The sequence below is a fragment of the Acinetobacter sp. GQ146 genome (genome assembly GCF_059758585.1).
Map to the genome: position 1 here is coordinate 227,785 of NZ_JCAXDV010000003.1, position 26,968 is coordinate 254,752.

Annotated in this window: 21 protein-coding genes; 20 read left to right on the forward strand and 1 reads right to left on the reverse strand. The window is 42.6% G+C overall.

Going from position 1 to position 26,968, the window contains the following annotated elements; genetic code table 11:
* Nucleotides 1-7: 7 nt before the first annotated feature.
* From AC6CHI_RS07105 to AC6CHI_RS07115, 3 genes are all read left to right on the forward strand, one after another.
* Entirely contained in the window at nt 8-1,417 is a 1,410-nt protein-coding gene (locus AC6CHI_RS07105) for a UDP-N-acetylmuramoyl-tripeptide--D-alanyl-D-alanine ligase (protein ID WP_498120323.1), read from the forward strand.
* Between the two features lies 1 nt (nt 1,418).
* Nucleotides 1,419-2,537 carry a phospho-N-acetylmuramoyl-pentapeptide-transferase gene (gene mraY, locus AC6CHI_RS07110; RefSeq protein ID WP_498120325.1) on the forward strand — a complete coding sequence of 373 codons (1,119 nt, stop codon included), beginning with the start codon at nt 1,419-1,421 and terminating at the stop codon, nt 2,535-2,537.
* A gap of 73 nt (nt 2,538-2,610) precedes the next feature.
* Nucleotides 2,611-3,414, forward strand: a complete 804-nt coding sequence (locus AC6CHI_RS07115) for a putative RNA methyltransferase (protein WP_498120327.1) — start codon at nt 2,611-2,613, stop codon at nt 3,412-3,414.
* 60 nt (nt 3,415-3,474) lie between these two features.
* Here the strand turns inward: AC6CHI_RS07115 and ponA are convergent, their stop codons facing one another.
* Nucleotides 3,475-5,991: a penicillin-binding protein PBP1a gene (gene ponA / locus AC6CHI_RS07120; RefSeq protein WP_498120329.1), complete on the reverse strand. Its 2,517-nt coding sequence runs from the start codon at nt 5,989-5,991 to the stop codon at nt 3,475-3,477.
* Between the two features lie 166 nt (nt 5,992-6,157).
* On the opposite strand from ponA, the gene AC6CHI_RS07125 reads away from it, so the two are divergent.
* The 17 genes from AC6CHI_RS07125 to tfpZ all read left to right on the forward strand — a co-directional run bounded on the left by AC6CHI_RS07125 (nt 6,158) and on the right by tfpZ (nt 26,941).
* Nucleotides 6,158-7,216: a pilus assembly protein PilM gene (locus AC6CHI_RS07125; RefSeq protein WP_458891753.1), complete on the forward strand. Its 1,059-nt coding sequence runs from the start codon at nt 6,158-6,160 to the stop codon at nt 7,214-7,216.
* On the forward strand, nt 7,216-7,866 hold the full coding sequence (locus AC6CHI_RS07130; RefSeq protein ID WP_458891752.1) for a PilN domain-containing protein: 651 nt from the start codon (nt 7,216-7,218) through the stop codon (nt 7,864-7,866). The genes AC6CHI_RS07125 and AC6CHI_RS07130 overlap by 1 nt, the downstream gene beginning before the upstream one ends.
* Entirely contained in the window at nt 7,863-8,609 is a 747-nt protein-coding gene (locus AC6CHI_RS07135; RefSeq protein WP_498120331.1) for a type IV pilus inner membrane component PilO, read from the forward strand. The genes AC6CHI_RS07130 and AC6CHI_RS07135 overlap by 4 nt, the downstream gene beginning before the upstream one ends.
* On the forward strand, nt 8,609-9,136 hold the full coding sequence (locus AC6CHI_RS07140; RefSeq protein ID WP_458891750.1) for a pilus assembly protein PilP: 528 nt from the start codon (nt 8,609-8,611) through the stop codon (nt 9,134-9,136). The genes AC6CHI_RS07135 and AC6CHI_RS07140 overlap by 1 nt, the downstream gene beginning before the upstream one ends.
* A gap of 60 nt (nt 9,137-9,196) precedes the next feature.
* Complete coding sequence (locus AC6CHI_RS07145) at nt 9,197-11,317, forward strand: type IV pilus secretin PilQ (protein WP_498120553.1); 2,121 nt, start codon at nt 9,197-9,199, stop codon at nt 11,315-11,317.
* 37 nt (nt 11,318-11,354) lie between these two features.
* The gene (gene aroK / locus AC6CHI_RS07150) at nt 11,355-11,897 is read left to right on the forward strand and encodes a shikimate kinase AroK (RefSeq protein WP_458891749.1); all 543 of its coding nucleotides are present in this window, start codon (nt 11,355-11,357) and stop codon (nt 11,895-11,897) included.
* Nucleotides 11,898-11,915: 18 nt separating this feature from the next.
* Complete coding sequence (aroB, locus tag AC6CHI_RS07155) at nt 11,916-13,007, forward strand: 3-dehydroquinate synthase (protein WP_498120333.1); 1,092 nt, start codon at nt 11,916-11,918, stop codon at nt 13,005-13,007.
* Nucleotides 13,008-13,010: 3 nt separating this feature from the next.
* Nucleotides 13,011-13,883, forward strand: coding sequence for a hypothetical protein (locus AC6CHI_RS07160; RefSeq protein WP_498120335.1), 873 nt, complete (start codon nt 13,011-13,013; stop codon nt 13,881-13,883).
* Nucleotides 13,884-14,329: 446 nt separating this feature from the next.
* A complete protein-coding gene (gene gltB / locus AC6CHI_RS07165) occupies nt 14,330-18,805 on the forward strand; it encodes a glutamate synthase large subunit (protein ID WP_498120337.1) in 4,476 nt (1,491 codons plus the stop codon).
* Nucleotides 18,806-18,874: 69 nt separating this feature from the next.
* Complete coding sequence (locus AC6CHI_RS07170; RefSeq protein ID WP_498120339.1) at nt 18,875-20,296, forward strand: FAD-dependent oxidoreductase; 1,422 nt, start codon at nt 18,875-18,877, stop codon at nt 20,294-20,296.
* 189 nt (nt 20,297-20,485) lie between these two features.
* Nucleotides 20,486-21,361, forward strand: a complete 876-nt coding sequence (locus AC6CHI_RS07175; RefSeq protein ID WP_498120341.1) for a metal-dependent hydrolase — start codon at nt 20,486-20,488, stop codon at nt 21,359-21,361.
* A 141-nt stretch (nt 21,362-21,502) separates the two neighbouring features.
* A complete protein-coding gene (locus AC6CHI_RS07180; protein ID WP_498120343.1) occupies nt 21,503-22,093 on the forward strand; it encodes a LemA family protein in 591 nt (196 codons plus the stop codon).
* A 26-nt stretch (nt 22,094-22,119) separates the two neighbouring features.
* A complete protein-coding gene (locus tag AC6CHI_RS07185) occupies nt 22,120-23,169 on the forward strand; it encodes a TPM domain-containing protein (protein WP_498120345.1) in 1,050 nt (349 codons plus the stop codon).
* Nucleotides 23,163-23,723 (forward strand): TPM domain-containing protein, encoded by a 561-nt coding sequence (locus AC6CHI_RS07190; RefSeq protein WP_498120347.1) that lies wholly within the window; start codon nt 23,163-23,165, stop codon nt 23,721-23,723. Before AC6CHI_RS07185 ends, AC6CHI_RS07190 begins: the two co-directional genes overlap by 7 nt.
* Nucleotides 23,724-23,987: 264 nt before the next feature.
* Nucleotides 23,988-24,473, forward strand: coding sequence for a pilin (locus tag AC6CHI_RS07195; RefSeq protein ID WP_498120349.1), 486 nt, complete (start codon nt 23,988-23,990; stop codon nt 24,471-24,473).
* Between the two features lie 60 nt (nt 24,474-24,533).
* The gene (locus AC6CHI_RS07200; RefSeq protein WP_498120351.1) at nt 24,534-26,195 is read left to right on the forward strand and encodes a PglL family O-oligosaccharyltransferase; all 1,662 of its coding nucleotides are present in this window, start codon (nt 24,534-24,536) and stop codon (nt 26,193-26,195) included.
* A complete protein-coding gene (tfpZ, locus tag AC6CHI_RS07205) occupies nt 26,192-26,941 on the forward strand; it encodes a TfpX/TfpZ family type IV pilin accessory protein (RefSeq protein ID WP_498120353.1) in 750 nt (249 codons plus the stop codon). Before AC6CHI_RS07200 ends, tfpZ begins: the two co-directional genes overlap by 4 nt.
* Nucleotides 26,942-26,968: the final 27 nt, after the last annotated feature.

A 26,968-nucleotide genomic window follows, 5' to 3' on the forward strand; every position in this document is an offset into this window, starting at 1 on the left:
AATATAGATGCATACCTCAACTACCAGTACTGTTCCATTAGAGCCGTGGACTGCGGCCGAATTGCAAGATGCCACACAGGGTTATTGGCTGAATGATCGGGTGCCAGACACTGCCATTAAACGCGTTCTGACCGACTCTCGTCATGCCGAGCAGGGTGATGCCTTTTTAGCATTGCAGGGCGAACGTTTCGATGCACATGATTTTGTTGCGCAAGTGGCTGAGAAGGACTGTCAGGTCGCGATTGTGAGCCATCCTGTCGATGCGGATATTTGTCAGTTGGTTGTATCGGATACGCGTTTGGCCTTGGGGCATTTGGGGGCGTATCGACGTGCGCAACATCCGCAGTTGAAGGTCATCGCTTTAACGGGCAGTAGTGGAAAAACCACCACCAAAGAAATGTTGGGCAGTATTTTATCGCGTCTAGCGCCAACTTTGATTACTCGGGGTAACTTAAATAATGATCTGGGTGTCCCGATGATGTTGCTTGAGCTGCGTGCCGAGCATCGTTATGCAGTAATGGAACTTGGCGCCAGCCATCAAGGTGAAATCGATTATACCTCGGCACTGGTTCAACCACAGGTTGCTGGGATTCTGAATATTGGTACGGCTCATTTGGGTGAGTTTGGTGGGCGTGAGGGAATTTGCCGCGCGAAATCTGAGATTTATGCGCATATTGCACCTTCGGGAACAGCTATTGTGCCGGCTGCCGATGATTTTACCGATAGTATTCGAAATGCGGTACACAGCCAGCAAGTATTAAGCTTTGGGTCAGGAGGCGAGATCTTTTCCTCTGAGATCCAGTTGCAACCGCAATCCGCGACATTTACCTTGCATACTCCGCAAGGTGAACGTATGGTCCAATTGCCTTTTGCAGGCGAGCATAATGTGCAAAATGCCACCGCTGCTGCCGCTTTTGCCTTGGCAATCGGTATTGAGCTGGATGACATTGTCTTGGGTCTCGAACAGGCGCAAGGCGCAAAAGGGCGACTGAATTTTATTCACAAAGCGCCCTATTTGTTTATTGATGATACCTATAATGCCAACCCAACTTCGATGCGGGCGGCAGGTGAGGTCTTGGCTCAGCAAGAAGGCATTCGCGTGATGGTGATTGGCGATATTGGTGAGTTGGGTCAAAGCGCAGCACAGCAACATTATCTGTTAGGACGTGATTTGGTTTCGATCAAAGGCATTAACTTTGTGGTAGCGGTGGGTGAATTTGCACCTGCCACACAAGAAGGTGCCCGCAGTACCCAATATGGTAAAAAATTACAGGCATTCTTGAATCAAGAACAAGCTTTACCTTTTTTAATTAGTTTAGTCGAAACACATCAACCCCAGTCGATGAGTTTCCTGTTTAAAGGTTCTCGTTATACCCATATGGAAACGTTGATGACTGACTTGATGGAGAAACTTTAAAATGCTGTTATGGCTATTTGAGCAGCTTGCGGGCTATCACAGCTCATTCCAAGTGGTACGTTATTTAACCCTGCGCTCATTATTGAGTGTCCTGACGGCTTTATCGATTGGTCTGGTGTTAGGTCCTGTCATGATCCGTAAATTACAGGCCTTGAAGTACGGTCAGGCGGTTAGTACCTTTGCACCTGAAAATCATGCCAAGAAAATGGGTACTCCGACCATGGGTGGGGTTTTAATCCTGCTTTCCATCGGCATTTCAACCTTACTCTGGGCGGACTTATCTAATCCCTATGTGTGGATTGTGCTGGGTGTCATGGTGATTTTTGGTGCCGTGGGCTGGGCAGATGATTGGATTAAAATCCGTTATAAAGACAATGCGGGTTTACCGGCACGGAAGAAGTTTTTCTGGACATCGGTGGCATCGCTCGGTGCGGGGATCGCCTTGTATGTAATTGCTAAACAACAAGATAATCCGATTCATACAGCCAATATGCTGGATTTACTGATTCCATTCTTTAAGAATCTTAGCCTTCCATTCTCAGCAATTCCTTTAGGTATTGGTTTTATTATCTTTACCTATCTGGTGATTAATGGGGCATCCAATGCCGTGAATCTGACCGATGGTTTGGATGGTCTGGCGATTATGCCGATTGTATTGGTAGCCGCGGGTTTAGGCGTGTTTGCTTACCTTGCGGGTGACGTACGTTTTGCCAATTACTTGCATATTCCTTATGTTAAATATTCATCTGAGTTGGTGGTGATTTGTGCCGCCATGATTGGTGCGGGTTTGGCTTTCCTTTGGTATAACGCACATCCAGCTCAAGTATTTATGGGGGATGTGGGTGCTTTATCATTGGGTGCGATGCTCGGTACAATTGCCGTGATGGTGCGTCAAGAAATCGTGTTTGCGATCATGGGGGGGGTGTTTGTAGTGGAAGCGGTTTCCGTCTTCCTACAAATCGGTTCCTTGCGCATGCGCAATAAGCGGGTGTTCTTAATGGCGCCATTACATCATCATTATGAGAAAAAAGGCTGGCGTGAAACGCAGGTGGTGATTCGTTTCTGGATTATTACGATTATGCTGGTGGTTTTGGGCTTAATGACCTTAAAATTGCGCTAAGCCAAAGACATATCAAAAGGTCGGCATTTGCTGGCCTTTTTTTATATGTAAACGCAGAAAGTTGGAGAAAATGATGAATCTACTCATGTGCCCAGTATGTCGTGAGAAATTGAGTTTAGTAGCAAAGACCTGGCAGTGTGTAAATCATCATAGCTATGATGTTGCCAAGCAGGGCTATGTGAATCTGCATGTCGTGCAGCACAAGCACAGTAAAACCCCAGGCGATACCCCAGAATCGGTGCAGGCGCGTCGCGCATTTTTAAGCGCTGGTTTTTATGCCCCGCTCCAGCAGGCGGTAGTCGAGAAACTGCGACAATTACGCATTGAAAATCTCTTAGATATTGGTTGTGGTGAAGGCTATTACACCAGTGCCATGCAAGCCGAAGTGCTGCAATGTGTTGGGGTGGATATTGCCAAAAATGCAGTACAGGTGGCCGCCAAGTTAAACCGTGAAGTGACTTGGGTCGTCGGAACAGGAGCAACATTGCCTGTCTTAGATCAATCGATTGATTTGTGCAGCAGTTTATTTAGTCCGATTCCTCAACAAGAAATTCTGCGTGTGCTGAAGGACAAAGGTTATTTGTTGGTGGTGACGCCAGCCCCAGCGCATTTATTTGCTTTGCGTGAAGCGTTATTTGAAGAAGTAAAGGCACATGAACCCGATAAGTTTGTGCAGCAATTGGCTTCTGATTTTACTTTGCTTGAGTCACAGGTGGTTCAAGCAGAATTGGATTTAAATCAGCAGCAGTTGAAAAACCTGATTGCCATGACCCCATATGCTTATAAAGCCAAAGTAGATCGTCGCAGTGCATTAGAAGCCAGTGAGCAGTTTAAAGTTACAGCGCAATTTCAAATTTATCTCTTGCAAAAGCACTAACTCAAAAGCCAATAAAAAAACCCTCCATGTGGAGGGTTTTTTATTGGCGACAGTTTTCGCTTATTGCACCTGATCAATTAAATGTTCCAGTGCATCGGGTTTTTTAGCTGCAGGATTTGGTTGCATACTTGGAGGGGTTTGATGACTTGGTTGCAGTGTTTGGTCATCGTCAGGTAAATCCTCAAAGTCGCGTTCAGGTGCGCGCACAGGAGCTGCGGGTTTCGGACGATATAAAGGCTGAGCCAGTGGTGGTGAAGCACGATAATCTTTCTTGGTTTCACCCTGAATAAATTGTGTTTCATCATGCAGGGTCGGTGCTTTGGCATCTTTATCCAAATGTACCCAAGAGGAAGGCGTGCCTTTAAGGGCATTGCCCATAAAATTGGTCCAAATGGGTAATGCCGCTACGCCACCATATTCGCGTCGTCCTAAAGTGGTTGGTTGGTCAAAGCCAACCCAAGCAACTGTTACTAATTTGCCATTAAAGCCAGCAAACCAGGCATCTTTGGCATCATTGGTGGTTCCTGTTTTGCCGCCCAAATCATCACGACCAATTTTTAAAGCAGCACGCCCAGTACCATGCTGGATCACATCTTTAAGAATATTGGCCATGTCAAAAGCTGAACTCGATTTTAAAATGCGTTGCGCTTGACGATATTCTGCATTGGGTTCAGCTTTGCTAGGGGTAGTGGTTTGATTGGTGATTTCAATCACTTCATCGTCAGGCGTTACGGGTGCGGCAGAGACCTGTTGCTCTTTTTCATGAATACATTCAATACATGCATATTCTGGATTAGATTGGTAAATGACTTTGCCATAGGCATCTTCAATCCGATCAATAAAGTGTGGTTGAATTCGGTAACCACCATTGGCAAATGTGGCATAACCCGTTGCCATTTGGATAGGCAAGACTTGTGGCGTACCCAGTGCGATGGTGTAGTTATGTGGAATTTGATCCTCTTGTAGACCAAAATCCATAAATAATTGGCGGGTACGTTCAATACCAACAGCCTGTAATAAACGCACCGAGACTGTGTTACGCGATAAATACAAGGCCCGACGTAACGGAATCATGCCTAGATAGCGACCATCTGAGTTGCGGGGAGTCCATTTGCCAATGGTAATCGGGCTGTCATTGACCATGGTAAAGGGCGTCATGCCGCGTTCTAAAGCCAGTGCATAGACAAAGGGTTTAATGGTTGAACCTGGTTGACGCCAGCCCTGCAGTGCTCGGTTAAATTTGGATTGGTAAAAATTGTATCCCCCCACAATCGCTTCAATGGCGCCATTGTTGGGATTAATGGCAATCAGTTGCCCCTGAACTTTCGGAACTTGGACTAAAGACCATGAGGTTTTGTCCGCATTGGGTCTTAGGCGAACAATATCTTTAACCTTGACAATCTGTGAGGCTCTGCTGGGAGAGGGGCCAACACTATTGGCATTCCGATAGGGGCGTGCCCAAGACATGCCTGACCACGGAACCGTTACACTGGAACCATCTTGCATGAATGCTTCAAATGAAGTGGCGTTGACTTTGCTGACTTTGGCGGGATAGGTGTTGGCATAAGCCATAAATTGTTTTAAATCTTTATCATGCGCTTCGGCACCCCGCCACCCATGGCGGCGATCATAGGCTTCTAAGCCCTCTTGCACAGACTGCTCGGCAAAATACTGTCGTTGGCTGTTAATGGTGGTATAGACCTTGTAGCCAGAATCAACGGCTTGATCTCCAAACTTACTGACCAATTCAGCGCGAACCATTTCCCCGACATAGGGAAACTGGTTGCTCACTCCGCGGTCGGGCATGTCAAGATTAATCGGTTCGGCAATCGCATTCTGATATTGTTCTTGATTGATATAGCCCAGTTGTAGCATGCGACCTAAAATCCAGTTGCGGCGTTCCAAAGCACGTTCAGGATTGGCAACGGGATTATATTTGGATGGTGCTTTGGGAAGTCCGGCAATCATTGCCATTTGGGCAATGCTTAAATCTTCTAGATTTTTGTTGTAATAAATCTTAGCCGCCGCCGCGATGCCGTAGGCATTTTTACCCAAAAAGATCTTATTGACATACAAAGTGAGGATTTCTTCTTTAGATAGATTTTGTTCAATCTTTCGAGCCAAGAAGACTTCGGTGAGTTTACGCTTTAAGGTACGTTCAGGACTGAGATAATAGTTTTTCGCCACTTGCATGGTAATGGTCGAACCACCGGTCTGCACATTCGATCCGGTAATGCTCTCGCTTACGGCACGCCCCAGGCCTTTAAAGCTAATACCGCTGTGTTCAAAAAAGGCAGAATCTTCTGCGGCCAAAAAGGCATGAATAAAGGTTCGGGGGATTTGATCATATTCAACTGGCACGGAAAGTTTGCCACCGTATTCCGCAATCAGTTGTTGATCGGCACTATAAACTTGTAATGGTTTTAGTAAAGGTGCTTTTTTTAAAATGCTCATTTCAGGCAAAGATGGGGCAATATAGAGATACATGCCATAAAACCCCATAGGAATTGCGACCAAAACTATAATTATGATCAAAAAAAATGGATGAACACGGCCTGAACAAGATAGCTTTTTCATAACAAGTAAGTTTTAATAGGAGCTAATGGCAAACTAATTGGTGGTCAGTATAGCCTTTTACAGATACGGATTGTTAATGAGTTATTGTATCCGTATTAAAATTATAGACCGCAGTCAATTGGTTGGTTACTTCTATTGGGGATAAAAAAATAATAGGAATAGTATTGTGCTCAGGTTATATCGTAAGCCAAATAAGGGGTTAATAGGGGTAGATATTAGTTCCACTTCTGTTAAGTTGTTAGAGCTGTCAGTAAAGAACGGTCGTTATTGGGTCGAAAGCTATGCTTTGGTTCCGCTACCAGAAGGCAGTGTTGTTGAAAAAAACATTTTGAATCCGGAAGCTATTGGGGATGCTTTGGGACGCGCTTTAAATTTAGCAAATGTTCAATCACATGCAGCAGCAATCGCCATTCCGACGTCTATGGTAATTAGTAAGATTATCGAAATGGATGCGGATATGACGGATGATGAACGTGAAGTTCAAATCCGTATGGATGCTGAGCAATATATTCCGTTCCCTTTGGATGAAGTGAGTCTTGATTTTGAGGTTTTGCCAGATCGTTTGGCTAACCCGAATCGTGTCAATGTACTCCTGGTGGCAACACGTCTAGAAAATGTCGAAGCGCGTTCAGAAGTTCTGGAGCTGGCAGGCCTAACGCCAAAAATTGCCGATGTTGAAAGCTTTGCATTGGAAAATGTCTATAAGGTCTTTTCGGATACGATGCCAATGGGGGTGAATACCGTTGGCGTGTTGGACATCGGGCATACCATGACCACCTTGTCTGTGATGCAAAATGACAAAATTATCTACACCCGTGAACAAGTTTTTGGGGGTAAACAGCTGACTCAAGAAATTCAGAACCGATATGGTCTATCTTTTGAGGAAGCAGGACGAGCGAAAAAAAGTCGTACCTTGCCAGATGACTACGATGTAGAAGTTTTAGAGCCTTTCCTAGATGCTGTGGTGCAGCAAGCTGCTCGTTCATTACAGTTCTTTTTTTCCTCTTCACAATTTAATGAAATCGATCATATTTTGTTAGCAGGAGGGAATGCCAACATTCCGGGTTTGGCCAAGTTGTTACAACAAAAACTTGGCTATCGTGTCACGATTGCAAATCCATTCTTACAAATGGGCTTTTCTCCAAAAATTGATATTAAAAAAATTGAAAATGATGCTTCCTCTCTCTTGGTGGCGTGTGGTCTGGCATTGAGGAGTTTTGATTAATGGCAAAAATTAACCTGCTCCCTTGGCGCGATGAGCTAAGAGAGAAACGGAAAAAAGAATTCATTGTTATTTGTATTGGGGCGGCTTTAATTGGGGTGTTGTTGGTTGTCATGGCGTGGTTCTATTACAACTATAAACTTGAAGATCAAGAGCAAGCCAATCAACTGATTACCAGTACCAATCAAAATTTGGATGTACAACTTAAATCGTTAGAAGGTTTACAAGAGCAGCGCAATGCAATTGTGGAACGGATGAAGTTGATTCAGGGCTTGCAAAGCCAGCGTCCAATTGCTGTACGTTTGATTGATGAGATGGCACGGGTTGTGCCTGCCAATGTCTACATCACTAAATTTTCACGGGTTGGGGATAAATTTACCATTGAAGGTAAGGCAGAAAGTCCAAATGCTGTGGCGGAATTCTTGCGTAATTTAGAGGCTTCGGCTTGGTATCGTAATGCCTTTATGAATTCATTCTTGGCAGCAGAAGAAAATAAAAATAAAGCTCCGAGCTCAGTCATTCCTCGAGTTGAAGACAGCTATGGAACTTTTGTGGTTACAGCTGATCTAGATGAAATTGCGATGCCAACTTCAGAGCCAGTCGCAACTGATGCTAATGCAGTAGCCAGTTCAACAGCGGGGGCAGCACAATGAGTCGTGATGAATTTGATGAATTAAATCAAGAAGCTGTTGTTAAACCAAAGAAAAAAATGACAGTGGATAAGTTCTTCCAACAATTTAATACTTTAGATCCAAATAATTATGGCAGTTGGCCGCTGTCAGTCAAAATCACGTGTTGGATTTTCATTGTATTTTTGATTTGTGCAGTTGGCTACTTTCTGGTGATTAAGCCGAAGTTGGATGCGATTTCGAGTGCACATGCACAAGAACAGAATTTATTGAATGAATTCCGTGAGAAAGATTCAAAACTGCGTAATTTGCAGCAGTATCAAGCGCAATTACAAGAGATGGAAGCCAACTTTAATCAACAATTAGAACAATTGCCGAAAGAAACAGAAATTCCTGGTCTGGTTGAAGATATTAACGTGACGGGTGTGAACTCTGGATTGAAATTTAAAAATATCCGTCTAGAACCTGAAGTGAGACAAGAGTTCTTTATCGAACAGCCGATTAGTATTGAGGCCACTGGCGATTATCACGCATTTGGTTCTTTTGTCAGTGGCATTGCGGCTTTACCTCGCATTGTGACATTGCATGACTTTGACATCACTTCTTCAATCAGTAAAGACAAGAAGTCTGAAATCCCGCAAGTTACTTATGTGGCGAAGGCACGTACTTATCGTTACATCGGGAATGAAGAACGTCAAAATGCAGCAGCGAATGGCAATGCGAACAATTCACCTGCTCAAGCCACTCCACAAGGAGGAGCGAAGTAATGAAATTTGAAAAAATCACATTAGCTTTGATGTTGGGACTGGTCTTGGTTGGGTGTGACTCGCGTATTGATGCTGTGAATATGGAAATGGTCAACATTCGTAGTCAACAGCCATTACCGATTGAGCCTGCACCAGTTTTTCCACCAGTACCAACCTTTAATTATTCGGCGCATCAATTAAAAAGCCCATTTATGCCAAGCTCATTGGCGGCAGAATTAAAAATTATGGCGGGTAAACGAGTGTATCCAAACTTTGCCCGCCAGCCTCAGCCACTGGAAAGTTATGCGCTAGAATCCTTAAATATGAAGGGCAGCATGCGTAGCCAATCCGGACAAATTTTAGCGTTGATTCAAACACCAGATGGTGAAATCGAGCGTGTTCAGGTCGGTAGCTTTATGGGGATGAATCAAGGGCGTATTGTCAAAATTACGCCGACACAGATTGATCTGATTGAAATTATTCCAGATGGTAGAGAAGGATATGTTGAGCGTCCGCGGAGTATGGTCTTAATTGGGCCCGCACCTTAACGTAAAGGAATAAAAATGAAAAACAGTATTCAAGATTTTATATTTGGGGATGGTAATACAATGAATCATATTTTCCGTCAGTTTTCTATGGGTGCAGTCGCCATGGCAGTGATGCAAGCTGCCAGTGCACAGGTGAGTATTACCAATGTTGTACCCATGCAAATTCCAGGGCAAGGCACTGAAATTCGTGTGATGTTTAATGGTATTCCACCACAACCACAAGCTTATCAATTAGAACAACCATCACGCCTCATTTTAGATTTCGATAAAGCACAGCAGACTTTAAAGCAAAGTAATATTGCTGTTGCAACGAAAGAAGCCAGCTCCATTGATGTGGCTTCCGATGCACAGCGTTCTCGCTTAACCGTTAATCTAGCAGATGCTGGTGCATTTACGACACGTGTAGAAGGCAATACATTTATTCTGAAAATTAATTCAACAGATAATAGTTATGCCACACCAGTTGCCACCAGTATGAAAGCACCTGTACAAGGTGTATCTAATATTGGCTTTCAGCGTGGTGCTGAAGGTGAAGGTCAAGTCGTGATTGATTTATTGGGCAGTAACACCCCAGCGGATGTGCAGCAGCAAGGTAGTAAGATTGTAGTGCGTATGCTGGGGACAAAAATTCCAGCACATTTAACCCGTCGTTTAAATGTAAATGACTTTGCTACCCCTGTTTCTACTGTTGATGCTTACAATGATGGCAATAACGGGGTAATCAACATTCAATCCTCGGGTAGCTATGAATATATGGCTTATCAGGCGGAAAATAAGCTCACGATTAGCTTAAAACGCCCTGTTGATAAGAATCCAATGAAGCCGCATGCAGCAAATAGCTATACGGGCAAGAAAATCTCTTTAGATTTCCAAGATATTGAAGTGCGTCGTGTCCTGCAATTGTTGGCTGACTTTACAGGCATCAACATGGTTGCAGCGGACACCGTACAAGGCAACATTACCTTGCGCTTAAAAGATGTACCATGGGATCAGGCTCTGGATATTATTCTGAAAACCAAGAATCTGGATAAACGCCGTAATGGGAATGTGATCTGGATTGCACCTGTGGCTGAGTTGATTAAAGCGGAAGAGGAAGAAGCCAAAGCCATTGCACAGAGTGTGAAACTAGCACCATTGCAAACAGAATATATTCAATTGAACTATGCTAAAGCCAGTGATATTCAACAAATGATCACGCAAGGCCAGAATGCAAAAAGTTCAGGTGGTTCGGGTAATACGGCAGATCCTTTGGGGGATAGCGTAGGGAGTCTGTTAAGCCCACGTGGTACGGTTTCGATTGATCCGCGTACAAATATGTTAATCATTAATGATACTTCACAGAAAATTGATCAAATTCGCAAGATGATTGATTTATTGGATGTGCAAGTGCAACAAGTGATGGTTGAAGCGCGAATTGTGCGGGCATCCACATCTTTCACTAAAGAGATGGGAGTGAAATGGGGCATTTTATCTCAGGGGATTAATAGCAATAATGATCTCTTAGTCGGTGGTAGTGACCAAACCCTTTGGGATTTAAAACAGCCTGATGATGAGGGCAAATATACCATTCAGCGTCCAGACAATCTCAACGTCGACTTAGGTGTCACTAACCCTGCGGGACAAATTGCCTTTAGCTTAATTAGTTTGTCTGATTTTATGTTGGATCTTGAACTCTCAGCATTACAGGCTGATGGTTATGGGGAAGTGATTTCTACACCAAAAGTCCTGACAGGAGATAAACAGAAGGCGAAAGTGGCGACAGGTCAGGAAGTTCCTTATCAAACCACGACCAACTCGGCCTCGGGTTCAACGGCAAGTACTTCATTTAAAGAAGCGTTATTAAGTCTTGAGGTGACCCCAAGCATTACTCCAGATGGTAAGGTGCAAATGCAATTGGACATCGCCAAAGACTCGATTGCAGGTGAGGCGCCAAATGGTGAATTGATCCTGAACAAAAACACGATTACCACCAATGTTTTGGTGAATAATGGTGAAACCGTGATTTTGGGTGGGGTATTTGAGCAAACGACAACAAACTCTCAAACCAAGGTCCCATTCCTAGGCGATATTCCATATATTGGATGGTTGTTTAGAAAAGATACCAAGTCGGATGATAAGCAAGAGCTATTGATTTTTGTGACACCGCGAATTGTTAATGACAGTGTTTCAAGAAATCATTAATATATTTTCAATTTAAACAAAATTAATAGGTGACTCCTTGCCAAGCAAAGAGTTTAATTCCCTACCAAATATCTATTTGGTAGGGCCAATGGGGGCAGGAAAAACAACAGTTGGACGGCATTTGGCTGAATTGTTAGGTCGTGAATTTATTGATAGTGATCATGAAATTGAGCGAAAAACAGGGGCGACCATTCCGTGGATTTTTGAGAAAGAAGGTGAAACGGGCTTTCGTACGCGTGAAACTGTTGTGATCGACGAGTTAACAGCTCGTCCTCATTTGGTATTGGCTACTGGTGGCGGAGCAGTGACTCAAGCACCCAATCGCGAATTTTTAAAACAACGAGGCATCGTTGTTTATCTTTATACTCCTGTTGAAATTCAGCTTCAGCGCACCTACCGCGATAAAAATCGTCCTCTTCTTCAAGTAGAAAATCCCGAGCAAAAGTTACGCGATTTATTGGCAATCCGAGATCCTTTATATCGTGAAGTTGCACATTATATTATCGAGACCAATCAAGGTGCTGCACGAGACTTAGCGCACAGAATCTTAAATATAATTACGACCCAACCGACCCGTTGAAATTAAGTAGTTGAAGCCATGCAAACTTTACATGTAGAACTCGGTGAACGCCGTTATCCTATTTTTATTGGTAGTGATTTAGATCCTCAAACTTTGTTGGCACCCTATATTTTGGGTCAGCAAGTGATGGTGGTCACCAATACAACCATCCAGCCGTTATATTTAGAACATTATGTTCAGGCGATTCAGGCTTTGGGTAAAAAAGTGGCGACCTGTGTGTTGCCGGATGGTGAAAAATACAAAGATATTCAACATTTGAATTTAATCTTTGATGCCTTGCTGGAGGCGGGTTTTAATCGCGACTGTACGGTATTGGCTTTGGGGGGCGGTGTGATTGGAGATATGGCTGGATTTGCATCGGCTTGTTTCCAGCGAGGCGTGTATTTTATTCAAGTACCGACCACGCTGCTTTCTCAAGTGGATTCAAGTGTCGGGGGGAAAACTGGAATTAATCACCCTTTGGGTAAAAATATGATCGGGGCATTTCAGCAGCCGCAGGTGGTGATGGCTGATATGTCGCAATTGAAAACCTTGCCGGATCGAGAATTATCAGCTGGTTTGGCTGAGGTGATTAAATATGCTTTATTGGGGGATGAGCAATTTCTGGTTTGGTTAGAAGCCAAGATGGAGGGCTTGGTCGCGCGTGATCCAGATTTACTCGCAGAGGCAGTCTATCGTTCTTGCGCACATAAAGCCCGCATAGTCGCGAATGATGAAAAAGAGCAAGGGGAACGAGCCCTGCTGAATTTAGGGCATACCTTTGGACATGCAATAGAATCCTATTTGGGGTATGGTGTATGGTTGCATGGTGAGGCGGTCGCAACGGGTATGGTGATGGCAGCAGATTTATCGCAGCGTATGGGCTGGATTTCTGAAGCCGATTTGAACCGAATCCGAGCAATCATTCAGCGTGCGGGGCTTCCGATCGTCTGTCCAGAAATTCCATTACAAGACTTTTTGGGTTATATGGCTCACGATAAAAAAGTCTTGAATGGTCAATTAAGATTGGTGCTGTTAAAGCAGCTGGGTCAAGCCATCATTACTAAAGAATTTGATGTGGAGCTCATGCAGCAGGCTATTATTGCCAATCAAGCTAAAATAGAAGGTTAAGCAATGACAACACTCCGCAAATATTGGCAAAATTCACAGCGTTATATCTGGCTGGTGAGTGGGGTGTTGTGTTTGTTGATTGCCTTGGTATTTTGGGCAGGCTCGGATACCCGTCAAGAATTGGTTGAGGTTGATAAGGCAGTTGAGTCTGATGCTGAACTGCAGATACAACCCGCACGCGTGACGGCTACAACTAATTTAGGAACCCTACAAAATGAAGTGCGACCACTGGCTTTAACCACGAGGGTAGTGGCCACAGGCAATCATAGCAATGAATTCCGTGGTACAAAATTTATTTTAGAGCAGAAAAATAAGTCATCTATTCAGCTCTTTAGCACAACAGATGAAGATATTGTAAAGAGCTTTTTGAACAAACAAGCTAATCGGAAAAATTACTTTTACATTCGTCTCAGTGCTGAGCAGCAGCCAGAACGCTATGTGCTGTTCTATGGCATATATGGCAGTGAAAATGAAGCTAAACAGGCATTCGAACAATTAGATTTAAAACTGCCTGCCTCGGTGCAGCCTGGAGTCGTTACATTGGGTGACTATCAGGCACAAGTGAGTGATATGGGCATGGAAGAAATGCTGGGTGCTACTCAGTTGTATGAAGTGCGTTTGAGAGCTGCGGCCTTACCCAAAGTCGATGAAGCCACAATCAATCGTCTTCAACAAAAAGCCAATAATTCCACTAGTACAACGGTGCAAGCTGGAAATGCTACGACCAGCACCACGGTTACTCGTAGGGATGCAGCCGGTAATGTGATTGATGTACAAAAATCGCAGTCCCATGTTGATAGTGGAACAAAATCAACCGCTTCAAATACTGGGGATTCCTCATCCGTGCGCCAAGAAATTGCAGATCCATTTAATTAATCGTTCTAAAATGGCGCATGCTGTGTTATATAAATAAATAAATGCTCAAAAATGGTGCAATATAATTAAAACTTAAAATGCAAGAAATTCGTTCTATCTCTTGATATTTCTGTATTTAAAGGAATTTGTTGATTGGTCATTAAGTTGGCATATTTTTTGCTTAAATGGTGCATGATTTGAGTTGATGTCACTATTTTGGCGCGAAAAGATTCAAAGAGTGTGCGAAAACATCAAGATTGCTTGCTTTAAAACAGTGCGCAAAAGTGGCAATAGTTTCTTGCATTTCGGTCATGTACAAAAGATAAATTCAGTCTATCTTTGACATGAGAGTGCAAGATCATTGCATTAAATTGATCTTAGTGTGAGAAAGTTAGACTAAGTCGCAAAGAAGTTCGATAGTCAGCGCCCGATTCAGGGCCAAGTAGAAAGAAGGGTACGCTATGCACATGCCATCGCCTAATACTGTAGCTCCCGCTCAAGGTTTATACCAACCGGATGAGTTTAAAGATAACTGTGGTTTCGGCCTTATTGCACATATGCAAGGGGACGAAAGTCATGATCTGGTCAAGACCGCTATTCATAGCTTGAGCTGTATGACCCACCGTGGTGGTATTGCCGCCGATGGTAAGACAGGGGATGGATGTGGTTTATTGTTGGCAATGCCAAAACAATTCTTCCGCGAAGAAGCCAAGAAACTGAGCGATATTACTCTAAGTGAAATTTTTGCAGTTGGGACGGTTTTTCTTAACTTAGACCCAGCCATTGCAGCACATTCAAAACAAATTCTAAGTAAAGAAATCGAAGAAGAAGGCTTACGTGTTCTGGCTTGGCGTGTCGTGCCAACCAATAATGCGGCATTGGGTGAAATTGCGATGCAATCTTTGCCTGCCTTTGAACAAATTATTGTGAATTGTCCAATGGGGGTAACGGAGGTTGAATTTAACCGTAAGTTATTCTTGGCGCGTCGTCGTGCGGAACAACAACTCACAAATGATCCATCTTTCTATGTAACAACGCTGTGTTCAACAGTCATCAGCTATAAAGGTCTGATGATGCCTGCTGCAATTGCAGACTTCTATACTGACTTAGCTGATGAGCGTTTGGCTTCACACATTGTGGTGTTCCATCAGCGTTTCTCGACCAATACATTACCGCGTTGGCCGTTGGCGCAGCCTTTCCGTTATCTTGCACACAATGGTGAAATCAATACCATTACTGCAAACCGTAACTGGGCAATGGCGCGTACCCCGAAGTTTGAAAACCCATTATTACCAGGCTTAACTGAGCTGAAACCAATCGTAAACCGTACCGGTTCAGACTCTTCGAGCTTGGATAACATGCTGGAAATTCTGGTGGGTGGCGGTATGGATTTATTCCGTGCGCTGCGTATGTTGGTTCCACCAGCTTGGCAAAACGTTGAAACTTTAGATGCCGACTTACGCGCATTCTATGAGTTTAACTCGAAGCACATGGAAGCTTGGGATGGTCCTGCAGGCTTAGTAATTCAAGATGGTCGTCACGCCATCTGTATGTTAGACCGTAATGGCTTGCGTCCTGCACGTTGGGTGATCACCAAAAATGGTTACATCACTTTAGCTTCTGAAATTGGTGTTTGGGATTACAAACCTGAAGATGTGATTTCTAAAGGTCGTGTTGGTCCTGGTCAGATTTTGGTGGTGGATACCTATACAGGTAAATTGCTCGACACCAAAGATGTCAGTAACCATTTGAAAAAAATGCGTCCATACCGCGAATGGTTACGTGAAAACTCAATTCGTGTCCAAGGTAGCCCAGAACTCGAAGAATATTTATGTGATCAAGGCTTAAAAGGCGATGCCCTCAAAGCAGCACAAAAAATGTTCATGGTGACCTTTGAAGAACGTGATCAATTACTACGCCCAATCGCGGAAAGCGGTCAAGAGGCAGTAGGCTCTATGGGTGATGACACCCCTATGGCGGTTTTATCACGTCAAGTGCGCCATGTATCGGATTACTTCCGTCAACAGTTTGCACAGGTAACCAACCCACCAATCGATCCATTACGTGAATCAATTGTCATGTCATTGGAAACTTGCTTGGGTCGTGAGCAAAATGTATTTGAGCAAAGCCCAGAACATGCAGACCGTTTGATTATTTCAAGCCCTGTACTTTCAAATTCGAAAATGCATCAAATCCGTACTTTAGGTCGTACAGGATATGAAATTGCAGATATCGATTTAAACTACACTGAAAGCGAAGGCTTAGAAGCAGCAATTGCACGTATCTGTGAAGAATCTGCACAAGCGGTTCGTGATGGTAAAACTTTATTGGTACTTTCAGACAAGAAAATCCGTGAAGGTTATTTACCAGCCAATGCTGTGATGGCAACAGGTGCAGTGCATCACCACTTAATTAATACTGGCTTGCGTACCGATGCCAACATTATTGTGGAAACAGGTTTTGCCCGTGATCCGCATCAATTTGCAGTGATTTTAGGTTTTGGTGCAACAGCGATTTATCCATACTTGGCGTATGACGTGATCAATGATTTGGTTGCTAAAGGTGAGTTGTTGGGTGATCCAATTCATGCACAAGCGAATTTCCGTAAAGGCATTGAGAAAGGCTTGTTGAAAGTTCTATCGAAGATGGGTATTTCAACCGTTGCTTCTTACCGTGGTGGTCAACTGTTTGAAGCAGTTGGTCTGTCTGAAGAAGTGGTGGGCAAGTGCTTTACTGGGGTACCAAGCCGTATTAAAGGGGCAACCTTTGTTGACCTTGAAAATGATCAGAAAAAATTGGCAGATACTGCGTGGAAATCACGTAAGCCAATCGATCAAGGTGGTTTACTGAAATTTGTATTCGATAAGGAATACCATGCATTCAACCCTGATGTGATCAATGCTTTACATAAAGCGGTGCGTTCAGGTGATTATGCAGACTTTAAAGAATATGCTGAAATCGTCAATAAGCGTCCAATTGCAACCATCCGTGACTTATTTAAGTTAAAAACCGACAACTCAATTGCATTGGATCAAGTGGAATCCGTTGAAGCAATCTTGCCGCGTTTTGACTCTGCGGGGATGTCTTTAGGTGCATTGTCTCCAGAAGCACATGAAGCGATTGCAATTGCCATGAACACCATTGGTGGTCGTTCGAACTCGGGTGAGGGTGGTGAAGATCCTGCGCGTTACGGGACGATTCGTAACTCGAAAATTAAACAGATTGCATCAGGTCGTTTCGGTGTTACACCAGCGTACTTAACCTCTGCTGAAGTGTTGCAGATTAAAGTTGCACAAGGTGCAAAACCAGGTGAAGGCGGTCAGTTACCAGGTGGTAAAGTGAATGGCTTAATTGCACGTTTACGTTACTCAGTGCCAGGTGTGACCCTGATTTCTCCACCACCGCACCACGATATTTATTCAATTGAAGATTTATCGCAATTGATCTTTGACTTGAAACAAGTCAATCCGAAAGCAATGGTATCTGTGAAACTGGTTTCTGAACCAGGTGTAGGAACCATCGCTGCAGGTGTTGCAAAAGCCTATGCTGACTTCATTACCATTTCTGGTTATGACGGTGGTACAGCGGCTTCTCCACTTTCATCGATTCACCATGCAGGTTCGCCATGGGAATTAGGTCTTTCTGAAGCGCATCAAGCGCTTCGCGTGAACGACTTACGTGGCAAAGTGCGTGTACAAACCGATGGTGGTTTGAAAACAGGTCTAGATGTTGTAAAAGCTGCAATTTTAGGTGCGGAAAGCTTTGGTTTTGGTTCAACCCCAATGATTGCATTAGGTTGTAAATTCCTTCGTATCTGCCACTTAAACAACTGTGCGACGGGTGTTGCGACTCAGCAAGATCATTTACGTCAGGAACACTACATTGGTGAGCCTGAAATGTTGATTAACTTCTTCCACTTCATTGCGGAAGAAACACGAGAATGGTTGGCTGCATTGGGTGTGGCAAGCTTAAAAGATTTGATTGGTCGTACTGACTTACTTGAAGTTTTACCGGGTGAAACTGACAAGCATGCACACTTAGACTTAAGCGCGTTGCTTGAATCACATCCTGCGGCTGAAGGTAAAGCGCAATATTGCCAAGTTCAAGGCAATGCGCCATTTGATAAAGGTTTGTTGGCTGAACAAATGGTGGCAGAAATGTTACCAGCAATTGAAGCAGGCACAGGCGGTGAATATAGCTTCATGGTGGGTAACTGTGACCGTTCAATTGGCGCGCGTATCTCAGGTGAAATTGCCCGTCGCTATGGCAATTTAGATATGGAATCACACCCAGTGGTGATGAATCTGAAAGGTACAGCAGGTCAATCTTTAGGTGTATGGAACGCAGGTGGTTTGCACATTAAACTTGAAGGTGATGCGAACGACTACGTTGGTAAAGGCATGGCGGGTGGTCGCGTGTCGATCTTCCCACCACAAGGTTCACCTTTCCAAACCCAAGAAACTGCGATTATTGGTAACACCTGTTTGTATGGTGCGACAGGCGGTAAGTTGTTTGCTGCGGGTACTGCAGGTGAACGTTTTGCAGTACGTAACTCAGGTGCTTTCGCGGTAATCGAAGGCGCTGGCGACCACTGTTGTGAATACATGACGGGTGGTGTAGTGACGGTACTGGGTAAAGTCGGTCATAACTTCGGTGCAGGTATGACCGGTGGTTTTGCCTACGTGCTTGACTTGGATAATGACTTTGTCGACTACTACAACCACGAGCTAATCGAGTTGAACCGTATTTCGACTGAATCAATGGAAGAGCATCAAGAATTCTTATTACGTATTCTTGATGAGCATATTGCTGAAACTGGTAGTGCTTGGGCGTACAAGATCCGCAACGAGTTCGATTTTTACAGCCGTAAATTCTGGCTTGTAAAACCAAAAGCTGCTAATTTGCTTACGCTTTTGAAAACGACCAAAGCTGACCCACAATAATTCCACTACTGCAGATATATAGGCAGGTGCAGCAGAGCAAAATGACTGCACCTACCCACGGAGAGAGACATGGCAGAGCGCCTAAATAATGACTTTCAATTCCTGGATGTCGCACGCCAAGATCCAGAGAAAAAAGATATTACTGTCCGCAAAGCAGAGTTTGTGGAAATTTATAAACCGTTTACAGCGGAAGTGGCTGCCAATCAGACCCACCGTTGTTTAGGTTGTGGTAACCCGTATTGCGAATGGAAATGTCCAGTGCACAACTACATTCCAAACTGGTTAAAACTGATTGCGGAAGGTCGTATTTTTCAAGCGGCTGAACTTTGCCATCAAACCAATACTTTACCTGAAGTGTGTGGTCGCGTTTGCCCACAAGACCGTCTATGTGAAGGGGCGTGTACCCTGAATGATGGTTTTGGTGCAGTCACCATTGGTAATGCTGAAAAGTACATTAACGACACCGCATTCGCCCTAGGCTGGCGCCCAGACATGTCGCATGTGAAATGGACCAACAAAAAAGTGGCGATTATCGGTGCAGGTCCTGCAGGTTTAGGCTGCGCGGATATTCTGGTACGTAACGGGGTGAAACCTGTAGTATTTGATAAGCGTCCAGAAATTGGTGGCTTATTAACCTTCGGTATTCCTGAATTTAAAATGGAAAAAGACGTCATGAAGCGTCGCCGTGAAATTTTCACGGGAATGGGTATTGAATTCCGTTTAAATACTGAAATTGGTACAGATGTGACGATTGAGCAATTACTTGCAGATTACGATGCGGTATTTATGGGTATGGGAACCTATACCTATATGAAAGGCGGTTTTGCGGGTGAAGATCTAGAGGGTGTTTATGATGCCTTAGATTTCTTGATTGCCAATGTGAATCGTTGCCAAGGTTGGGAAAAAGATCCAAGCGAATATATCAGTGTTGATGGCAAGAAGGTGATTGTGCTTGGTGGTGGTGATACCGCGATGGACTGTAACCGTACTTCATTACGTCAAGGGGCACATGATGTGACTTGTGCTTACCGTCGTGACGAAAGCAACATGCCGGGTTCTGCACGTGAAGTAAAAAATGCCTATGAAGAGGGTGTGAAGTTCCTGTTCAACCGTCAGCCAATTGAAATTGTCGGTGAAAATGGCAAAGTGACGGGTGTGAAATTCGTAACCACACAAATGGGTGAGCCTGATAGTCGTGGTCGCCGGAGTCCTGAGCCAATTCCAGGTTCTGAAGAAATTTTACCAGCCGATGCGGTATTGCTTGCATTCGGTTTCCGTCCAAGTCCAGCAGACTGGTTTACGGGTGCCAATATTGGTTTAGATGGTTCTGGCCGTGTAGTTGCAGCTGAAAAGCAACAATACAAATTCCAGACGTCGAATCCGAAAATTTTTGCGGGTGGCGATATGGTGCGTGGTTCTGACTTGGTTGTGACTGCAATCTGGGAAGGTCGCCAAGCAGCAGAAGGTATTTTAGACTACCTTGACGTGTAATAGGGATATGCTACGTTAAATGTTCTGGACCCATGAAAAATCCCACTTCGGTGGGATTTTTTTTATGGTAATTCGACCAATAATCGGTTTGAGTTATTTGGCAAATGGGCTAAGCATTTTTGCCATGTCGTATTGGATTGTCGCTTTAGATACTGAATCTCTGTACTTTGACTCAGTTGAGAAGCAGCAATGTTAAACACGACGACAGAAAAATCATACCTAAATCGTCCCAAAGCGCATGGCATTACTGTGCGCAAATTACAATTCAATCCCAAGGCGATTCGTCGCCACTATTTTGCCAATTCTCCCGTGCTGTCGCATTTGCTGACGGCATTGTCTTCGACTTTTCCAATTGGAGAACAGTTCTTTGTACATAGTGTACGAAATGTACGTGAGCGTGTTCAGGATGAACAGTTACAGGCACAAATTGCGGCATTTATTGGACAGGAAGCCATGCATTCCAAAGCACATACTGAATTTAATCAGGCCTGGCGACGCGAGGACTATAATCTGGATCGTTTCCAAGACTGGCTGGCACGTAAAGATCATCATGTTAAAAGTCTAGATCCTAAAATTCAGTTGGCCATTACTTGTGCCTTTGAACATTTTACGGCCTTACTGGGTGGTTATATTTTGCGACATCCCGAGGTATTGAGTGCTTTAGAAGAAGATGCACAGAAATTATGGGTCTGGCATGCCATAGAAGAAATTGAACATCGTGCCGTGGCCTTTGATGTCTATCAGCATGTTTATGGGGATGATGCGATACGCCGTATGATCATGCGGAGTGTCACCACGGGTTTTGCCAGCTTAACTTTTTATGCTGCCAGCCGATTATTCTGGCAGGATCGCGGGAAAAGTTTAGCGAAAATTCAAGGGAATTTGTTTGGCCTATATTGGCTATTGAAAATGTTGATTCAACTGGTACCAGAATATTTAAGCTATTATCAAGCGCACTTTCATCCTGCTGCACATGATTATAGTGAGATTGTGGAGTACTGGAAGCAGCGTTTGGCTGAAGATTATCATATGCAAGCATTTATGCCTGAGGGCTTAGCCAGTTAATTGATTATGTTTAGTCGGGAATATTCCCGACTTTTTTGAGCCAATCGAAATTAAACAAATCAAACACAAGACAAATAAAATCGGGCTACAATTCTCTTTATTCGAATTGAAACATACCAATAAAAATTGAGGGCATAGCTCATGCAATGGATAAAAAACAGCGCATTAATTGTTTTACTCAGTGGTAGTTTAATGTTGACAGGCTGTGGCTATAACACCTTACAAGTTAAAGATGAGGCGGTAACCGCAGCTTGGTCGGAGGTGCAAAACCAATATCAACGTCGTGCTGATTTGGTGCCGAATTTGGTCAATGTGGTAAAAGGCTATGCCAAACATGAAGAACAGGTATTAACGGAAGTTACGCAAGCTAGAGCCAATGTGGCCGGATTAAAAGTCGATAAACAGGTCTTGGAAGATCCTGCATTATTCCAAAAATATCAGGAAGCACAGGGCCAGTTAACTGGAGCTTTATCGCGCTTGATTGCAGTTTCGGAAAATTATCCCGATCTAAAAGCCAATGAGCAATTCCGTGATTTACAGGTGCAACTGGAAGGTACAGAAAATCGGATTGCGGTGGCACGAAATCGTTATATCACCACGGTACAAGATTACAATTCCTATGTGCGACAGTTCCCGCAAGTCATGACTGCAAAAGTGATTGGTATGGACACCAAGCCCAACTTTAGTGCTGAACAAAGTGCGCAGACTGCGCCAAAAGTCTCTTTTGATTAATTGTCTGTATGATACGGAATGATGACATGAATCATCTCAAAGACAAGACTAAGTCAGCAGCTTTGTTGTTGTTTAGTGCGTTATTGTCTTTGATAGTCTGTTCATTCAGTTGGGCTGAAGCGGCTCAAACAGTTAATGATTCTGAAGATGCGGTGGTGATTGGTCAGATTCTTCGGCAAGCTAAAAATGGATCTACCTCTTCTGAGATTCAGCAACAAGCATCCTCTTCTACACAAGTTGCAAATGATTTGGCGGATGGGGAAATACGTAGCCTGCCAAGTTTAAATTCTCCTGTGATTGATCAAGCGAATATTCTCAGTAGTCAAGATAAACAGGCGCTTAGTGATCAGATTCTAAAGTTGCACCAGCAAGGCAAGGCTCAAATAGGTGTGGTGATTGTACCAACCACAGGGCAGGAAGCCATATTTGATTATGCCATGCGTGTAGCGGAACAATGGCAGTTGGGAACGGCAAAACGTGATAATGGATTGCTGATGGTGATTGCGATTAATGATCGTAAAATCCAAATTCTGACAGGCTATGGTTTGGAAGGTGTACTACCAGATATTGTTGCTGGACGGATTATCCGGAATGAGATCACACCTTATTTTAAACAAGAGGAATATGCGCAAGGGATTCAATCTGGATTGAATGAAATAGCACGGATCTTGAATTTAGACCCTGAAATTGCCCAGCAAGCTGCGCAAGAATTAAAAGAACAACAAGCACAGGCACTGCATGAACAGCAAGCGCGTTCACAGCTTTGGACTTATGCTTTGGTGATTATTGTGGTTGGAACCTTTGCCTCCATGATGATCGGCAATCGTTTAAGTGCTGCAACTGCGGGCGTGGCGGGTGTGGTGGCAGGTTTAGTCAGTGGTGTAGGTTTGCTCACCAGTATATTGGTCGGTGTTGGGATATTCGTATTACTCATCACGTCAATCGCACAACTCATCTTACAAATGCTGGCTTCTGGTTCTGGACGGGGTTCAGGGGGCGGTGGCTTTGGTGGAGGGGGCGGCTATCGTGGTGGTGGCGGAGGCTTTGGAGGGGGAGGGGCATCAGGCTCATGGTAACAACAACGGATTCAACCCAAATTGTCACGGCACCAAAGTGGCAAGCGCAAGCCGAGCCTAGCTTTAAACGCTGGTTAAAGCATTGCTTTTATTTTTCAGGGACAAACCGCTATTTCAATGCCGAGGATTTAAAGCAAATTGCGAGCGCTGTACAACAAGCAGAATGCGGTCATGTCGGTGAAATACAGGTGGTGATTGAAGGTCATTTACCATGTTTGCAAGCCTATCGGCAGAATACACGGAAACGTGCCGAACAGTTATTTGCAGAATTGGGTGTTTGGGATACTGAATACAATAGTGGGGTGTTGTTATATTTAAACTTGTGTGAGCGACAAGTGGAATTGGTGTTTGATCGAGGCATTCAACAAGCCAGTGAGCAAGCAGTGTGGGATACTATTTGCCAAGATATGGTTCGGTTAATGGGCCAGCAACAATATTGTGTAGCGCTAATAGAGGCTGTAAATAAAATTGGAACTATACTACAGGCGTATGATGCGCAATTAAAAATTGAAGTACAAAATGAGCTACCGAATGAACCTATCATTATCAATTAAGAGTGAGAATTGGTACACAAGCAAAAAAACATATGGGTTTGAAAATGACAAATATTGTCACCTATGTACTAATTGTGTCTTTAAGTTTGCGTTTATCCGATAAAATTAATTAAAAAAAAGATGGCTAAGGTGCTGTTTTTTTGTTGGATTTAACTATAATAAATCTTGGCACATTCCGTGCTAATTATAAACAAAGCATACAAAAGCGCTTCTTGCTTTACAAAGCTTAAAAAAAACGAAACAAAAACATTTGTGGAGAATGTTATGAACGCTCAAAAGGGTTTCACTCTTATTGAATTAATGATCGTTGTTGCCATTATTGGTATTTTGGCGGCAGTTGCTTTACCTGCATATCAAGATTACACGGTACGTGCTAAAGTTTCAGAAGCCGTATTGGCAGGTTCGGCTTGTCGTACAACAATCACTGAAGTTTATCAATCAACAACGTCTACCGCATTACCAGCAACAAATGCTTGGGGTTGTGAAGTGAATACTGCTGGCACAGCAGCTTCAAAAGCTTCAAAATATGTGCTCTCAGTAACAACAAGCAACGCTGGTGTAATTACAGTTACAACTTCTGCTGATACAAGTCTGAAAGCTGCTGCTAGCAAAACGATTATTATGACGCCGATGAAAGCTGACGGTACGACTACTATGGGTACTGCGGATATTGGTACTTCTGTTGGTGCTTGGAAATGTTCACCAGGTACAATTGATGCTAAATATTTACCAGGTTCTTGCCGTGGTTAATAAAATTTAAATATGTAAGGGAGCTATTGCTCCCTTATTTTTTAATATAGTTATAATTAAATGAAGATATTTATTTTTTTTGCAGTGATTCTATTTTGCGGTGCGATTTTAATTCCAAATCATTATCAGCCGTGGTTAACAGCTTATCAAGATGCTTTGGCATTTATGTCATTAATTTTTTTTGGTTGTTCTTGTGCCTTTAATCATAGTTTTAAAATTATAAAAGGAATAACGTTTTTTTTTATATTGATAATGTTTGTTATATTTATTCAATACTTATTTGGTAGAATATATTTTTTTGGGGATATGTTTATTGTTTTATTATATCTAATTGGTTTTATTTTTTCATTTGCAGTGGGTTTTAATCTAACATCTAGATTTGGATCAAAAAAAATAATTTTTATTGTTTCAATTGTTTTTCTTTTTTGCTCCATTATTTCAATTTATATGATGCTGAAGCAATGGTTGTTATTACATCAAGGAGGTATTTGGATTGCTGACTTACCACCAGGGGGGAGACCATTTGCAAATTTTGCACAACCTAATAACTGCGCAACCTTCCTTTGTATGTCGGCTATGTCGGTACTCTATCTATATGAGGGAAATTATATTAATAGAGTGGTGGGTCTATTTATTGCTATTTTTATATTATTTGGAATTGCATTAACCCAATCAAGGACGCCATGGATTTTTTTCAGTGTATTTTTAATTTGGTGGTACTGGAAAACTAAGTGCTTTCAAACACGGTTGAATAAAAATTCTTACATATATTTTTTATTGATTTATGTTATTTTCGTTATTAGCCTCCCTATTTTTTCAAATTATCTAGGAGTTGGTTTTGCCTCGGATTTTATTGAAAGAGTTTCTAGTGGCTATTTTAGATTGCCTATGTGGAGGCAGATGTTAATTGCAATTCAGCAGGAACCATGGTTTGGGTATGGTTGGAATCAAGTTAGCGTAGCCCAAATAATGGTTTATCTCCAGTATCCTACAATAGAAAGAATAGATCATAGCCATAATATTCTCTTAGATATAATCATTTGGAATGGAATTCCTATTGGTGTCTTTATAATTGGTTATTTGTCTATTTGGTTATATGGTTTTCATAAATTGGTAAAAAATATTAGTACTTTTGTTGCTTTATCAATGGTTGGTGCTGTAATGGTTCATGCCATGTTGGAATTTCCATTAGATTATGCCTTTTTTTTGCTTCCAGTAGGTTTTTTGTTAGGGGTAGTACAAATGGAAGATAGTGATTTGAAAGTGTTAGAAATTTCTAAGTATATATTATTTATCTTTTTGCTATTTGCTATAACAATCTATATCTGGGTGCTATTTGAGTATAATAAAATTGAAAAGGACGTGCAGTTGATAAGATTCGAGAGTTTAAATATTGGTAATGTACATGCAAATCATGATGCACCAAATGTTATTTTACTTACCCATTTGAGAGAGCAAATTCGATTAATTAGAACTCGTCCAGTGGGAAATATGACAAATGAACAGCTGGAATTAATGAGAAAGACCACCTACCGTTATGCAACACCGATTGCATTATATCGTTATTCTCAAGCCTTAGCATTGAATAATCAAGAAGATTCTGCAAAGAAATATTTAATAATTAATAGTGGGTTGAATGGGCGGGAATATGACTGGAACTCTTTATATAAAGTAGATGAGTCTTTAGTTTTTAAATGGAAAAGTTCGAGTATTTCAAAATGAAAAGTTTTATGGGTCTAAAAAGAACACAATTTTTTATTCGGCATTTAAGTATTTCATCTTTAATCGCTTTAATCATTACTGGGGTTGTTTTTTTTGTATGGTATCCTTCTCCTCTAGCAAGAGCTGTTAATGTTACACATATTTTCCTCATGATGATGGTTATAGATGTTGTTGTTGGACCTATACTTGGTTTTCTAGTCTATAAAGAAGGTAAAAAGTCGCTTAAATTTGATCTTGGTGTAATTATCTTACTTCAGATCTCAGCTCTTCTCTTTGGTGTGTATAGTATTGCTCAAGGGCGTCCTGCTTGGTTGGTTTTTAATGTGGATCGTTTTGAATTGGTTCGGCAAAATGAGATTATAGATCAGCATATAAATGATGCTGACTCTAAATTTCAGCATGCTCCTTGGTTTGGTCCTCAATATGTGTCGATTACTCAATCGTCTAATTTAAAACAGCGTCAAGAGGACATGTTTTTAGAGGTGCTTGGTGGAATTTCTATGGCACAGCAACCTGAGCGCTATAAATCTTTGTCTTTTTCAGCCCAACAAATCAAACAAAATGCAGAGCAATTAATAAAACTAGGACTATATAATGATCAGTCTAGGGTTAAAAAAATATTGACTAAATATCCTGAAGCGAATGCTTATTTACCTTTGAAAGCTAACACTCTAGATATGACAGTTTTAGTAAATAAAGATACTGCTGAGATCATTAAAATTGTCGATTTGCGCCCTTGGAAATAAATTGAATCAGCAGAAAAAAACAACATT

Bases quoted from the DNA above. Each gene is read 5' to 3' on its own strand.
- tfpZ (WP_498120353.1), top strand. From the start codon at position 26,192: ATGAAAAGTTTTATGGGTCTAAAAAGAACACAATTTTTTATTCGGCAT.
- AC6CHI_RS07135 (WP_498120331.1), top strand. From the start codon at position 7,863: ATGAGTCGTGATGAATTTGATGAATTAAATCAAGAAGCTGTTGTTAAA.
- AC6CHI_RS07190 (WP_498120347.1), top strand. From the start codon at position 23,163: ATGGTAACAACAACGGATTCAACCCAAATTGTCACGGCACCAAAGTGG.
- AC6CHI_RS07180 (WP_498120343.1), top strand. From the start codon at position 21,503: ATGCAATGGATAAAAAACAGCGCATTAATTGTTTTACTCAGTGGTAGT.
- aroB (WP_498120333.1), top strand. From the start codon at position 11,916: ATGCAAACTTTACATGTAGAACTCGGTGAACGCCGTTATCCTATTTTT.
- gltB (WP_498120337.1), top strand. From the start codon at position 14,330: ATGCCATCGCCTAATACTGTAGCTCCCGCTCAAGGTTTATACCAACCG.
- AC6CHI_RS07195 (WP_498120349.1), top strand. From the start codon at position 23,988: ATGAACGCTCAAAAGGGTTTCACTCTTATTGAATTAATGATCGTTGTT.
- AC6CHI_RS07160 (WP_498120335.1), top strand. From the start codon at position 13,011: ATGACAACACTCCGCAAATATTGGCAAAATTCACAGCGTTATATCTGG.
- AC6CHI_RS07200 (WP_498120351.1), top strand. From the start codon at position 24,534: ATGAAGATATTTATTTTTTTTGCAGTGATTCTATTTTGCGGTGCGATT.
- AC6CHI_RS07105 (WP_498120323.1), top strand. From the start codon at position 8: ATGCATACCTCAACTACCAGTACTGTTCCATTAGAGCCGTGGACTGCG.
- AC6CHI_RS07170 (WP_498120339.1), top strand. From the start codon at position 18,875: ATGGCAGAGCGCCTAAATAATGACTTTCAATTCCTGGATGTCGCACGC.
- AC6CHI_RS07115 (WP_498120327.1), top strand. From the start codon at position 2,611: ATGAATCTACTCATGTGCCCAGTATGTCGTGAGAAATTGAGTTTAGTA.
- AC6CHI_RS07145 (WP_498120553.1), top strand. From the start codon at position 9,197: ATGAATCATATTTTCCGTCAGTTTTCTATGGGTGCAGTCGCCATGGCA.
- AC6CHI_RS07185 (WP_498120345.1), top strand. From the start codon at position 22,120: ATGAATCATCTCAAAGACAAGACTAAGTCAGCAGCTTTGTTGTTGTTT.
- mraY (WP_498120325.1), top strand. From the start codon at position 1,419: ATGCTGTTATGGCTATTTGAGCAGCTTGCGGGCTATCACAGCTCATTC.
- AC6CHI_RS07140 (WP_458891750.1), top strand. From the start codon at position 8,609: ATGAAATTTGAAAAAATCACATTAGCTTTGATGTTGGGACTGGTCTTG.
- ponA (WP_498120329.1), bottom strand. From the start codon at position 5,991: ATGAAAAAGCTATCTTGTTCAGGCCGTGTTCATCCATTTTTTTTGATC.
- AC6CHI_RS07175 (WP_498120341.1), top strand. From the start codon at position 20,486: ATGTTAAACACGACGACAGAAAAATCATACCTAAATCGTCCCAAAGCG.
- AC6CHI_RS07130 (WP_458891752.1), top strand. From the start codon at position 7,216: ATGGCAAAAATTAACCTGCTCCCTTGGCGCGATGAGCTAAGAGAGAAA.